This is a genomic window from Nitrosomonas sp. Nm132 (assembly GCF_900100485.1).
Taxonomy (GTDB): Bacteria; Pseudomonadota; Gammaproteobacteria; order Burkholderiales; family Nitrosomonadaceae; genus Nitrosomonas.
Window position 1 is genome coordinate 20,954 of record NZ_FNDH01000028.1, and the last position, 13,580, is coordinate 34,533.

The 13,580-nt window shown below is 44.3% G+C and carries 12 protein-coding genes; 8 read left to right on the forward strand and 4 right to left on the reverse strand.

The genetic code is table 11. From position 1 onward, the window contains the following. Positions 1-483 precede the first annotated feature (483 nt). A complete protein-coding gene (locus BLP80_RS10300; protein ID WP_090542982.1) occupies positions 484-1,467 on the forward strand; it encodes a diacylglycerol/lipid kinase family protein in 984 nt (327 codons plus the stop codon). Positions 1,468-1,541: 74 nt separating this feature from the next. On the opposite strand, the gene BLP80_RS10305 is transcribed toward BLP80_RS10300, so the two are convergent. Further along, positions 1,542-2,201 (reverse strand): arginine N-succinyltransferase, encoded by a 660-nt coding sequence (locus tag BLP80_RS10305; protein ID WP_256325044.1) that lies wholly within the window; start codon positions 2,199-2,201, stop codon positions 1,542-1,544. A gap of 54 nt (positions 2,202-2,255) precedes the next feature. Continuing rightward, on the reverse strand, positions 2,256-2,981 hold the full coding sequence (locus tag BLP80_RS10310; protein WP_090542958.1) for a glycosyltransferase: 726 nt from the start codon (positions 2,979-2,981) through the stop codon (positions 2,256-2,258). Positions 2,982-3,082: 101 nt separating this feature from the next. On the opposite strand from BLP80_RS10310, the gene BLP80_RS10315 reads away from it, so the two are divergent. Both BLP80_RS10315 and mnmA read left to right on the forward strand, forming a co-directional pair. Then, positions 3,083-3,532 carry an NUDIX hydrolase gene (locus BLP80_RS10315; protein WP_090542961.1) on the forward strand — a complete coding sequence of 150 codons (450 nt, stop codon included), beginning with the start codon at positions 3,083-3,085 and terminating at the stop codon, positions 3,530-3,532. 4 nt (positions 3,533-3,536) lie between these two features. Continuing rightward, on the forward strand, positions 3,537-4,622 hold the full coding sequence (gene mnmA, locus BLP80_RS10320; protein ID WP_256325045.1) for a tRNA 2-thiouridine(34) synthase MnmA: 1,086 nt from the start codon (positions 3,537-3,539) through the stop codon (positions 4,620-4,622). Between the two features lie 41 nt (positions 4,623-4,663). On the opposite strand, the gene BLP80_RS10325 is transcribed toward mnmA, so the two are convergent. Beyond that, entirely contained in the window at positions 4,664-5,290 is a 627-nt protein-coding gene (locus BLP80_RS10325; RefSeq protein WP_090542965.1) for a glutathione S-transferase, read from the reverse strand. Between the two features lie 106 nt (positions 5,291-5,396). On the opposite strand from BLP80_RS10325, the gene purB reads away from it, so the two are divergent. The 5 genes from purB (at position 5,397) to BLP80_RS10350 (ending at position 12,529) form a co-directional block, all read left to right on the forward strand. Next, on the forward strand, positions 5,397-6,776 hold the full coding sequence (gene purB, locus BLP80_RS10330) for an adenylosuccinate lyase (RefSeq protein ID WP_090542967.1): 1,380 nt from the start codon (positions 5,397-5,399) through the stop codon (positions 6,774-6,776). Between the two features lie 151 nt (positions 6,777-6,927). Beyond that, positions 6,928-7,515, forward strand: a complete 588-nt coding sequence (grpE, locus tag BLP80_RS10335) for a nucleotide exchange factor GrpE (RefSeq protein WP_090542969.1) — start codon at positions 6,928-6,930, stop codon at positions 7,513-7,515. A 74-nt stretch (positions 7,516-7,589) separates the two neighbouring features. Further along, complete coding sequence (gene dnaK, locus BLP80_RS10340) at positions 7,590-9,521, forward strand: molecular chaperone DnaK (protein ID WP_090542971.1); 1,932 nt, start codon at positions 7,590-7,592, stop codon at positions 9,519-9,521. Between the two features lie 202 nt (positions 9,522-9,723). After that, the gene (gene dnaJ / locus BLP80_RS10345; protein WP_090542973.1) at positions 9,724-10,836 is read left to right on the forward strand and encodes a molecular chaperone DnaJ; all 1,113 of its coding nucleotides are present in this window, start codon (positions 9,724-9,726) and stop codon (positions 10,834-10,836) included. A 337-nt stretch (positions 10,837-11,173) separates the two neighbouring features. Continuing rightward, positions 11,174-12,529 carry a porin gene (locus BLP80_RS10350; RefSeq protein ID WP_371128823.1) on the forward strand — a complete coding sequence of 452 codons (1,356 nt, stop codon included), beginning with the start codon at positions 11,174-11,176 and terminating at the stop codon, positions 12,527-12,529. 179 nt (positions 12,530-12,708) lie between these two features. Here BLP80_RS10350 and BLP80_RS10355 read toward each other — a convergent pair whose 3' ends face one another. Then, positions 12,709-13,155, reverse strand: a complete 447-nt coding sequence (locus tag BLP80_RS10355; protein ID WP_090542977.1) for a hypothetical protein — start codon at positions 13,153-13,155, stop codon at positions 12,709-12,711. Positions 13,156-13,580: the final 425 nt, after the last annotated feature.

The following is a 13,580-nucleotide window of genomic DNA, read 5'->3' on the forward strand; positions in this document are numbered from 1 at the left end:
TGGCAAGGCTAATGCGGCTGGCGCTAAAGATTCCTTGATCGCGTATCAGTACTTTTAACCCGAATATTTCATAAATTCGCGTGATGATCACGCAGGATTTTGATTAATAGGGAAGTTTTGAGAAGGAGGGGTGTAGTGATTCATACACCCGACTGAGCGAAATCTTTCTTATTAATCAAAAGACAAGTGAGGGCACGTGTCAATTTGTGAAATATTCGGGTTTAAGCTCGCATGAAGCTTGAGTACATAATTTTGTAAAAATGGTTGTTTATATTTCCTGTGTTTCAATATCAATACATCAGCCATAGAGTCGAGATTGGATAATATCACTACCAACCCTATAAAAACTGGATCAACGCACTGTTGGTAACGCAGTATCTATCATGCGAAATAGCCAAATTATCTACCATGCCGGTTGACATACCGGTCACTTACTCATAACCACCAAAGCTTTGGGCTAATCAGATAATGATTTATTCTTCCGTGAAAACCGATCGCTCATTTCAACAAAATGGAACGCTCATTGATATTCCTTCACCCAAAAAGGTGTCAATTATTTTCAATCCTATCTCCAGCGCGGGCAATACAGAAACGCTAGCCTATGAATTTGGGAAATTCCTGACTCATCATGGCATTGATGTGGAAGCCTGCGAATCAGAGAAAAAGATGAAATCTTACAAGCGCATCGCGGCTGACATTGCTATGCGTGATCTGTTGGTGGTGGTCGGAGGCGATGGAACAGTCAGAAAACTGTTGCCTTTACTTAGTAAAACGGATACTCCCGTTTACGTGGTTCCCGGTGGAAATGAATCGCTATTTGCGCGCTCGTATGGGATGAGTGCAAATGCAGAGGACCTGCTCCAAGCGGTCGTTCACGGGAAATGTCTGGAACAGTTTTATGGTCTGATCAGCGGCAACGGGATCCAGGGAGGGAAGCCTTTTTTCATTATGGCCTCGATGGGGTTCGATTCACTGACAATCAAGCAGATTGGTAAACGAAAAGGGCCGATCAATGATTCGACTTATGTTTGGTGCGGGTTAAGCGCTCTGGTTTCGCTGCACCATCCTACCGTGACAATTTCCATTGAGGGACAGACGGTCATTGATCACAAATCAGGATATATCATTGTGGCCAACAGCCCAGCTTATGCAAGAAATTTACAGCTTGTTCCTGGCGCTAGTCCATCTGTAAATGAGCTGGTCATTGGTTTTTTACCTGGGGCGCGACGCCAACATGAATTGATCAAAACATTGAGGATGCTTCAGCATAAGCCAGCAGGGCTTCCCTTGCAGTATTTTTCAGGAAGAAACATATCGCTTACCTTACACGCACCATCCTATCCTTTGCAGGTGGATGGTGATTATTTTCGTAACCGCGATATCGAGGCGGGCAGTACAATAAAATTTAGCATCAGCCCAAAGCCGATCCGAGTACTGATTCAACCGTGTCTGTATATGGCAACGTGACGGATGATGATGCTGAACAGGGGGGAGGATATGTTGATGGAGTCGATTTTAAATGGGCCGCAAGCAAAGACCGGCTATTCCTTGAGCTTGATATTGATCTGACCGTCGGTCACTTGAATGTCTTCAACGCCTTCCGAGAAAGATTTCCAGAATCCCGGATCGACCCCAAATTCACTGACCAGATCGATATTTTTCATGCCACCCAGCCAGGCATTTGGGATGGGAATGCCCATGATGCTGACGCCTTTGAGGACGATGACCGGTTTGTCATGCTGGTAGGCCATGCCGATGCCGGCATTTAAACGGAGTGTTTTACCACCCAGTACCGGAAAATCTTCTTCAAGTGGAATGAGCAGTTTTGCACTGACGAGATTATCAGCAAGATCAATGGCCAGTTTTTGTGCGAGATCAGTATTTTTTGCGAGTAGTGCATTCAGCTCGCGTTCAGTGAAATTGATTTCGTGTGGAGCATTTTCTTCGGAGTAATGTTCTGGTTTCAGGAATCCGTCTTTGTCGATTTCATCACTTTCTTTTTTATTCATAGGGCGCGATGAGAATTCAGGTTCATAACCGAGGGCATGCAGTTTGGCTTTGAGAGTCTCCTCTTCTTTGGTACTCAGTACTACCGGAGTAAATGACGTAGTGAAAATATAGGTTTTGAGTACCCAGTAGGTACTAGCTATGGTGATTACCATGGTGAGCAGAACGATCAGCAGTACATGGCCCCAGTGCATATGAGTCGTTCTTTTGTCGGTGTTTTCAGTAGGATTCATATTTGTGAGTAAGGATTAGCGTCGCCCGTCATACCACATCGATAACCATTTTTTGTCATGGAGCGATCGGTGGGGATGGAGAATAAGACGCACAAACTGTCCAAAGACTTCTCGTCCGCTATAGAGTTTAATTTTTCTTGCAGATGTTTCAAGTGGATGAGCTGTCAGAATCGTGAATTTGAGATGATGGGCTCGGCCCCACTTCTTGAGTTTCTGACTGAATTCAATTTCCTCAGCTGCATAGAGTTCCAGATTGAAGCCGCCTATTTCTCGGAATGCCCTGCTGCTACATACCATCAATGCACCTGCGGCCCAGCCAAATAAAACGGATAGTATGGTCCAAAGCTTTAATATTGCGCTTGCCCACCAAGGCAGGCCAGGCATTAGCAAGGTGCTGCCAGCACCGACATGCTTGCCTTCCTTGATTAACCGGAAGATATCAGCTAATAATCCTGTGCTCAGTAAACAATCTGCATCCAGAAATATCAGCCATTCTCCCGTGGCAGCCGTAGCCCCTGCGCTGCGAGCACGGGCAATATGGTTGATGGGCTCAAAAATGACGCGCGCACCTGCCTGTTTTGCCAGATGAGCCGTGTTGTCGGTAGAATTGTTATCGACCACGATGATTTCATGGGTGAAATCAACATCCCGGTTGGCGGCGATTGCTTCGATCACGGACTGTAAACATCGCCCAATCAAACGTTCTTCGTTGTAAGCTGGGATAATGAGCGAAATATGCATGAAAAATAGATTCTTGTCGATATAAGTGGATGTTCAGACCAGCTTGATAATATCAAGTTTTAACAATACATTTTTTTATTAAATTAATTCGCACAAAAGTTATGATTTGGAAACCCAATGTTACGGTTGCAGCCATTATCGAGCAAGATGGCAAATATCTCCTAGTGGAGGAAGATCAGCAGGATCTGGGCGTGCAACTCAATCAGCCTGCCGGCCATCTGGAACCTAATGAATCCATTATTCAGGCGAGCATCCGGGAAGTTCTGGAAGAAACGGCTTATACCTTTATTCCCCAATGGCTGGTGGGTATATATCACTGGCATTCTCCGGCCAGTGATACGACTTTTCTGCGTTTCGCACTGTCCGGTATGGTGACCGGCTTTGATCCGGATCGGACGCTAGATGACGGAATTTTGCGTGCCGCCTGGTTTGATCTGCATGAGATTCGTGGACGAAGAGCCTGCCATCGCAGCCCGCTCGTCATGCAATGCATCGAGGATTATTGGGTCGGAAAACGCTATCCTCTGGAAATTCTTACACATTACGATTGAGACCATGAAAAAACAGCGTGTCATAGTGGGGATGTCCGGTGGGGTAGATTCCTCTGTTGCCGCCTTATTATTGAAAGAACAGGGTTACGAGGTCATCGGTTTATTCATGAAGAACTGGGAGGACGATGATACCGATGAATACTGTTCTTCCCGTCAAGATTTCATTGATGCGGTATCCGTAGCTGATGTGATCGATATTCCACTTGAAGTCATCAATTTCTCAGCTGAGTATAAAGAACGCGTGTTCAATTTGTTTCTTGCCGAATATAAGGCCGGGCGAACACCTAATCCGGATGTATTATGCAATGCCGAAATCAAGTTTAAGGCTTTTCTCGATCATGCGATCACCCTCGGTGCAGATTTTATAGCCACGGGTCACTATGCGCAGGTACGTCGAGTCAATGATTCATATCAGTTATTAAAAGGCGAGGATGGCAACAAGGATCAGAGTTATTTTCTCTATCGTTTAAACCAGCAACAACTGGCAAAAGCGCTCTTTCCCATCGGCCATCTCTACAAGCGTGAGGTGCGTCAAATCGCACTTGCACACAAATTACCGAATTTTTCCAAAAAGGACAGCACCGGTATCTGTTTCATTGGAGAGCGACCCTTCCGCGAATTTCTCAATCGGTATTTACCCCATGAACCTGGAGAAATCCAGACGCCGGAAGGGAAGGTGGTCGGCAAACATATCGGTCTGATGTATTACACCATTGGACAACGGCAGGGGTTAGGTATTGGCGGAACCAAAGATGGCAATGAACAGCCGTGGTTTGTTGCAGGCAAGGATATCGCAAAAAATAGGCTGATTGTGGTGCAGGGACATGACCATCCGGCATTGCTCCGTTCCACATTATCAGCTACCGATCTATCCTGGATCAGTGGCAAGGCGCCCCATTGCAACTGGGTGTATGCAGCCAAAACCCGTTATCGCCAAACTGATGCGCCTTGTGCCATTGCGCACGTAGATCAAGGGAGCTGCCAGATTGACTTTGCCCAACCGCAATGGGCAGTGACACCGGGGCAGTCGGTCGTGGTCTATGAAAGTAAGGTGTGTCTCGGTGGGGGGGTGATTACTGGCAGCAAATGATCTGAGAGTTTGTTTTCACAATCCCTGTGTTCTGACGGTATTCAACTGGCGTAATCTCTTGGCGCCGTACTGATGAAGGATTCACGTTGTTCCAGTTTGTCAATCAGCTTTGTGAGATTGGGATAAGATTTGCGCCACTCAATCTGTGGGAAGCGAAAGGCTAAATAGCCCGTTGCGCAGCCTAGGGCAATATCAGCCAGTGTTATAGTTTTACCCTCGCACCAATCATTGCCGCCTAATTCCATTGCGGCGGCGGCCAAACCCAGATCAATTTTCTTGTGTTGGCGGACTATCCATTCCGGGCTTTGCTGGGTATCAGGGCGTTTGCGTTCCAGAAAGATAGTTGCAGTTGCATCACAAATACCGTCTGCGAGTGCTTCCCAACGCTTTACTCGCCAACGCGCGGATCCAGATTCAGGAATAAGGCGAGAAGCTGGAATAGCACCTTCCAAATCATCTAAATATTCTGCAATCACACGTGAATCAAACAGGGTTTTGCCATCATTCATGATCAGGACAGGTACTTTACCCAGCGGATTGTGATTGGCAACATGGGTATCGGTATTCCAGGGAATATCTACATCAAACTCATGTTTGATGTTTTTTTCAGCCAGAATAATACGGATTTTGCGTACATATGGGCAGGTCAATGATCCGATAAGCTTCATAATGCTACCTTTGGCAATGCTTGAAGCGCTGATTATACGTATCTGTGTCATTCATGGGTATAACGAGCTGTGATAAAATAACAATAAAAACAAGGACACAGAAAAAATGAGTTTTGCCCCTATTTACGCGCTTTCTCCTCTGGATGGTCGATATCACAATAAGGTTGCGGATTTGCGGCCCTATTTCAGTGAGTTTGCATTGATTCGCTATCGGGTACAGGTAGAAATTGAATGGCTTAAGGCATTAAGTAACGAACCGCTTATCGCTGAGGTACCTGCCTTTTCTGCTGCTACGATGGCACAACTGGATAATCTGGTAGAGAATTTTTCCATCGCTGATGCGGAGGCAGTTAAAGCGATCGAAATGCGTACCAATCACGATGTCAAAGCAGTTGAATACTGGCTGAAAGAGTCTCTGGCAGGAAATGCTGAAATTACCCGAGTAGCCGAATTCATTCATTTCGCATGCACTTCAGAGGATATCAATAATCTCTCGTATGGCATGATGCTTCAAGCCAGTCGAAATCAGGTAATGTTGCCGATGCTCAAAAAGATGATCGGCAGCCTTACGCAATGGGCACATCAACTGACGGATGTTCCCATGCTTGCACGTACGCATGGCCAACCTGCTACGCCCACGACGATGGGTAAGGAAATTGCCAATGTGGTGTATCGTCTGCAACGTGGTTATGAACAACTAGCGAAGGTAGCCATTCTAGGCAAAATCAATGGTGCAGTGGGCAATTACAATGCGCATACGATTGCTTACCCCGATCTTGACTGGGAAAAGTTCGCCCGGGATTTTGTTGAGAAACTAGATCTGGTTTTTAATCCCTACACTACCCAGATTGAGCCGCACGACACCATCGCTGAACTGTTTGATGCCTATGCGCGTGTCAATACGATATTGCTCGATATGGATCGCGATATCTGGGGATATATTTCGCTGGGTTATTTCAGGCAGAAAACCAAGGAAGGAGAAGTGGGGTCATCCACTATGCCGCACAAGGTGAATCCAATCGATTTTGAGAACTCGGAGGGTAATCTGGGGATAGCCAATGCGCTACTCAGGCATCTGAGTGATAAGCTGCCCGTATCTCGCTGGCAGCGCGATTTAACCGATTCTACGGTGCTGCGCAACATGGGCGTGGTCCTTGGTTATACGTTGTTAGCTTATGATTCCTGCATGAGAGGGCTGAGTAAATTAGAGATTAATTCCGCACGATTGCAGCAAGATTTACAGGATTCTTGGGAGGTACTGGCTGAACCTATTCAAACGGTCATGCGCCGTTATGGAGTAACTAATCCCTACGAGCAACTTAAAGCGCTGACGCGTGGGAAGGCGAATATTACTCAGGAAACCTTGCATCAATTCATTGCTAATCTTGCTATTCCTGAAGCTGATAAGAGGCGCCTGTTGGAATTAACTCCGCAGAATTACACAGGATTAGCAATAAGCCTGGCTGCAAAAATCGGCAGCCAGTGATCACTATTTTCCATGAGTACTTCAGTGTATTAGGAATGATGTTGTGGCAAATTTTCTTGTGATTAAGTGATTTTTTAATGTTTAAATGAGTTGAATGGGTTGATATTGGAATAACTATCCCAATATAACAAACCAAAAATGGGAGGTGAGTATGCAAGAATCAAATAAATCGCAATCAGATGAACAGGAGTTGATATCGGTGAGTGGTGAAATGAATGAATTTGAAGCTTCCAAAGATAAAAGCACTAATGAGACCGAACCACAAGTTGAGATAACGCCTAGTCTTGAACAATTATTGAAAGAAGCCGAATTAAGAGCGGCTGAGCATCACGATGCTTGGCTGCGTGCTAAAGCTGAAGCTGAAAATATCCGTAAGCGTGCTCAGTCAGATATTGCTAATGCGCATAAATATGCAATTGAAAAATTCTCTACTGAATTGTTGGCAGTCATGGACAGTCTTGATGCCGCGCTGGCAGTCGAGAATGCTACTCTGGAAAATTTTAAAAGTGGCGTAGAGTTGACACAAAAGCAGCTGATTGCTGTTTTCGAGAAATTTAATATTAAAGTCGTCAATCCAGAGGGTGAGAAATTCGATCCTCATCAGCATCAGGCGATGTGTATGGTGGAATCAGATCTTCCTCCGAATACGGTTACGCAGGTATTGCAGCGGGGATATATGCTGCATGATCGGGTAATTCGTCCGGCGATGGTAGCGGTTTCAAAAGCCAAAGAGACTTGAAATTTCAGCAGGAATCTCCACTTCCAGATATTAGATAAATTCTTAGTTTTAACCTTTTAAAGGATCGAGCAAGTATGTCAAAAATAATCGGTATCGACTTGGGTACTACCAATTCTTGTGTAGCAGTAATGGAGAATGGTAAACCCAAAGTCATTGAAAATTCGGAAGGCGCGCGGACAACCCCTTCTATCGTAGCGTACACGGATGAGAGTGAAATCTTGGTAGGTGCTTCTGCTAAACGGCAAGCTGTGACCAATCCAAAGAATACCTTGTTTGCTGTCAAACGGCTTATTGGCCGCCGCTTTGACGAAGATATGGTGCAGAAAGATATTAAGATGGTGCCTTACAGTATTGTTCGTGCGGACAATAATGATGCCTGGGTGGAAGTGCGTGGAAGAAAAATTGCGCCTCCTGAGATTTCAGCACAAGTGCTGATAAAAATGAAGAAAACTGCTGAGGATTACCTGGGAGAGCCGGTAACGGAGGCAGTGATTACGGTGCCTGCCTACTTTAATGATTCGCAACGTCAGGCGACCAAGGATGCAGGCCGGATTGCTGGGTTGGAAGTCAAGCGCATTATCAACGAGCCAACTGCTGCTGCGCTGGCTTTTGGAATGGATAAAAAAGAAGGCGATCGCAAGATTGCGGTATACGATTTGGGTGGTGGTACTTTCGATATTTCCATTATCGAAATTGCAGAAGTGGAAGGAGAACATCAATTTGAGGTGCTTGCTACCAATGGGGATACATTTCTGGGGGGGGAGGATTTTGACTCGCGTGTAATCGAGTATCTGGTCGATGAATTCAAGAAAGAAAGTGGTATCGACCTGAAAAAAGACATGCTTGCGCTGCAACGTTTGAAAGACGCGGCGGAGAAAGCCAAAATTGAGCTGTCGTCTAGTCAGCAGACAGAAGTCAATCTACCTTATATTACGGCGGATGCTTCGGGGCCGAAGCATCTCGCCGTAAAGATTACTCGTGCCAAATTGGAAAGTCTGGTTGAAGAATTGATTGAACGGACGATTGAACCATGTCGCACAGCGATCAAGGATGCAGGCTTAGCCTTTTCCGATATTAATGATGTCATTCTGGTGGGTGGGCAAACCCGTATGCCCAAAGTACAGGACAAAGTCAAAGAGATTTTCGGCAAGGAACCGCGCAAAGATGTCAACCCCGATGAAGCTGTTGCGATCGGAGCGGCTATTCAGGGTGGCGTCTTGAAAGGTGATGTCAAAGATGTATTGTTATTGGATGTGACGCCCTTGTCGCTGGGCATTGAAACCTTGGGTGGTGTCATGACTAAGCTGATCCAAAAGAATACGACTATCCCGACCAAAGCGCAGCAGGTGTTTTCAACGGCGGATGATAATCAGACCGCAGTGACCATCCATGTGTTGCAAGGTGAACGGGAAATGGCGTCTGGTAATAAAAGCTTGGGGCAATTTAACCTGACAGATATTCCGTCTGCACCCCGTGGCATGCCGCAAATTGAGGTAACTTTTGATATTGATGCAAACGGTATATTGCATGTGTCAGCTAAAGACAAAGCGACCGGTAAGGAAAATAAGATCAAGATCCAGGCAAGCTCAGGTTTGGCGGAAGATGAAATTCAACGCATGGTCAAGGATGCTGAAGCCCATGCTGAAGAAGATAAGAAAGCGCTGGAGCTTGTCAATAGCCGCAATCAATGTGATGCCATGATTCACTCAATCAGAAAATCATTGGCAGAATATGGCGATAAACTGGCGGCAGATGAAAAAGCAAAAATAGAAGCTGCGCTGAAAGATGCGGAAGAGGCCCTTAAATCGAATGACAAGGATACGATTGAGGCAAAAACTCAGGCACTGACCGAAGCTTCCCAAAAACTGGCAGAAAAGATTTATTCACAGGAACAGACGCAATCAGCGCAATCGAGTGCTGAATCAGCTTCCTCTAAGAAAGAGGAGAAGACAGTAGAGGGTGAAGTGGTCGACGCTGAATTTGAAGAAGTGAAAAACAAGAAATAATTTTTTCTAGTTCGTTGTATGGGTGCCAAGGCGCAGAGATGCAAGGATATAAAAAGGATTCCTTGCTTGCTCTGCGTTTTGGTGTTTATCAGAATATTTTAATTTTTAAATCAGAACTAAATCTGGATTCCAATAAATGTAGCAAAATGATCATCCAATTAATTTTGCTGCTTTGATTATTTCCTGATAGTCGGAAACTTTTATGAGCAAACGCGATTACTATGAAGTTCTTGGTGTCAGCAGAGATGCTGACGAAAGTGAGATTAAAAAAGCTTATCGTAAGCTAGCCATGAAATATCATCCAGACCGGAATGCTGGCGATGCCAAGGCTGAGGAGCGTTTTAAAGAAGTCAAAGAAGCCTATGAGATACTGTCTGATTCCAGTAAACGGCCGGCATATGATCAGTATGGTCATGCGGGAGTAGATGCCAGTGCAGCGGGAGCGGGAGCGCATGGGTTTGGTGATGCATTCAGCGATATTTTCAGTGATATTTTTGGTATGCGTGGTGGCGGAGGGCGATCCAATGTTCATCGAGGCGCTGATCTACGTTATAACCTGGAAGTTACCTTGGAGCAAGCCGCTCGCGGTGCTGAAACCAAAATTCGGATTCCTACCATGGTGGTTTGTGATACTTGTCATGGTGATGGCGCCAAGCCCGGGACTTCACCTAAAACCTGTACGACGTGCGATGGACATGGCCAGGTCAGAATGCAGCAAGGTTTTTTCTCCATTCAACAAACATGTCCTAAATGCCATGGTAGTGGCAGAATCATTGCTACCCCGTGCTCATCGTGTCATGGAGCGGGCAGAATTAAGCAGCATAAGACCCTGAATGTTAAAATTCCAGTCGGTGTTGATGAAGGTGATCGCATTCGGATATCTGGTGAAGGCGAAGCAGGAATCAATGGTGGTCCGCCAGGGGATCTGTATGTTGTGATCCATTTATCCAGTCACTCCGTGTTCCAGCGTGATGGCAATAATTTGCACTGTGAGATACCTATCAGCTTTACGGCAGCAGCACTGGGTGGGGAAATTGAGGTTCCTACACTGGATGGCCACGCAAAAATCAAGATTTCTTCGGAAACTCAGACTGGAAAGATCTTCCGCTTGCGAGGCAAGGGAATAAAAGGTGTGCGCAGCCATGCCGCGGGCGATCTCTTATGTCATGTGGTGGTGGAGACACCCGTCAATCTGACATCGCGACAGAAGGAATTACTGCAAGAACTGGAGGAAATTAGTCAAAAGGATAATTCTCGCCATAGTCCCCGGGCAAAATCATGGATGGAAAAAGCACGTGAATTTTTTTCAGAATGAAACAAGTATATCGATCATCCTGATTTCTTGTGTTTTGCGTGCCTTATTTCATCATTAATTGGCAGTGGATGTGGGCGATGGATTGGGTAGTCTCTGGTTTATTGAGAGATAATTGACTATGTCATAGACAATTTGAATATCTTGCGAGGGATAGTGAAATCGAGTGCGTAAGATACAATGAGAGATGTTTCTTTATATGATTGCCTACGCTAAATAACTGCTTCCATAATATCCTATTCCAATGAGTTACTTCGCTTGCGGTATTAAAGTGAGCAACTCTCAATTATTAGAAGTGGCATAAGCTTTTTATCCTTGATTTTGCGGAGTAGCTACAAAATTGGAATATATGCAGAAATACCCGAGATGGCTATTATTTGCTGTAACGGTCAGTATACTTTTTATTGCTTCGCATTCTGATAATCTTCAAGCTAATAATTTAATAAACTTTTTTAGGAATAGTAGGGTAGAGTTTGGTGGTTGGATTAATGGTGGCGCAACTTTTAATCCCAGTCAGACTAATGGATATAATGGCCCTGTCATTTTTACTGATCAAGCTAATCAGTTTCAGCTCAATCAATTTAACCTGTTTATGCGGCGTTCAGTGGTATCAATGGGCGCTGCGTGGGATTTTGGCGGTCGCGTCGACTTCATGTTTGGAACGGACGCTATTTTTACTCAAGCTTTCGGTGTGCCAGCTTTTGATGTGAATACTGGAGAACCCTTGGATAGAAGCAATTGGGATCTCAATTTGTGTTGCTCTTCGACACGCACCTACGGTATTGCACTTCCGCAAACTTACTTAGAAGCATATGCACCTATTGGAAATGGACTCAATGTCAAAATTGGCCATTTCTATTCCCCAACCGGCTTTGAGACAGTTCCCGCGCCTGAAAACTTTTTTTATTCGCGAACTTATACGTTAAATGTTGGTGAGCCCTTTACACATACTGGTGTGCAAACAAACTACACAATCAATAACAACTGGGCAGTTTCCGGAAGTGTTATTACTGGTAGTGCTAATGGAGGCTGGGATGGAGGGTGGGATAAGCAGTTAGGTAACTGGGGCGGCATTGCCGGCATTACCTGGACCAGCGATGATCATGCAACCTCACTCAATGTTACAGGCACTTATAGTAAGACTTCCACGCGGAGTAACGAACCATGGGGGATGTATAACATCGTGCTGCAACATAGAATCACGCCTAAAACTCTTCTAGTTCTTCATCATGTTCATGGCTATGCAGGTGGAGTTTTATTGAATAATCTTAAGTATGCTAATGTAACAAAGAATGCTGAATGGATGAGTTTCATTACACATTTGTACCATGATCTTACGGACAATTTGTCCGTAGGTATTCGGGGTGAATGGTTTCGTGACAGGGATGGTTTTCGTAATTCATCGCCTTTCCGGATAGCAGCTGCTACCAATATTGTTAATGGGGCAGCAGTCAGTTTTGCAGGCGATATTAACAGTGTAACCATTACACCTGCTGATTATTATTCAGTCACTGTTGGAATGAACTGGAAGGCGGCTAAAGCGCTGAAGCTTAAATGGGAGCCAATAAGGAAACTTAATATTCGCCCTAACATACGCTATGATAGGGTCGATGCTTATAAGGCAGCTGCTTATAGGCCTTTTGCTGGTAACAAGGATCAAATCCTGTTCTCACTTGATTTTTTACTACCCTTTTGACGACTATTTCCTTCTGATTGAGGATATATCCATTAGGGAAATAGGGTATTTTAGAAGTATTCTAGTATTCGATTCTTAAAGCTATGAAGCAAGCCATGATACCGATCAGCTGTTGGTATCAGGCTCATGTTACTTTTTGAAGTTTTTTGGCAGCTTTAATGGGTTTGCTGCCTTTTCTTTTACTGAGCCGGAATTGTGCTTGTCTGCGTCAGGTCCGTATAATGATGCTCTTTCTGCTCTTCCGCCATTTTGCGATGAATAGACGCTTCTTTTAAATTCTCTTTTAATGAATTCTTATAATAGCGAATGTTGGCAGATGTATGAGATTTAAGATCTTGACCCTTCCTTCCATAATAATAGCTGTGATCTTCATACTCCTGGAGCAGCTTCTTCTGCTCTTTTAATTTCGCTTGCATCTCTTTAGCTATATTTTCATAATGTTGTGCTAGAGCATCATGATTGCTGTGGTCTACGGCAATCCGATGAGTATTATGAATTTCGTTATTTCGAACGCTTCCGACAGGATTCATTTGCGCGCAAGCGGACAAAAAACTAAGCATTAGTCCAGCTAATAAAAGGGAGCTTGCTTTCATAATGATGCCTCCATTAAATAATTCGAGTTTCACTCCTTTCTGCCTTTAAGAATTATTGTTTAGTTGACTTATTAAGAATAACCATATTATAAATACGTTCTCTTTGGGAAACATATTCATATTAAATTTGCTATTTAAGCGTGATGCACTATCTTGTCATCTAGAATCAGTTGTAACCAAGACTACCAATAATAAGGTTATTATTTTTAATATATTAACCCTATTTCCCTCATTTGATTCCGGTTAACTTAACTCTTGATACTAATCATATCTACTAAATATATAAAAAATAAGTACCAATAGATGAACTGTATTGTTGATAATATGGATACAATAAAATGATATAAGATTTATATTAAATTGACTCTACTTTAGACATTCACCCACCACCCTTGCGTCGCCTGAGCGGTGATACAAGCTGGGAATGAAACGAGTGAGATTGATATTATTTGCTGGTG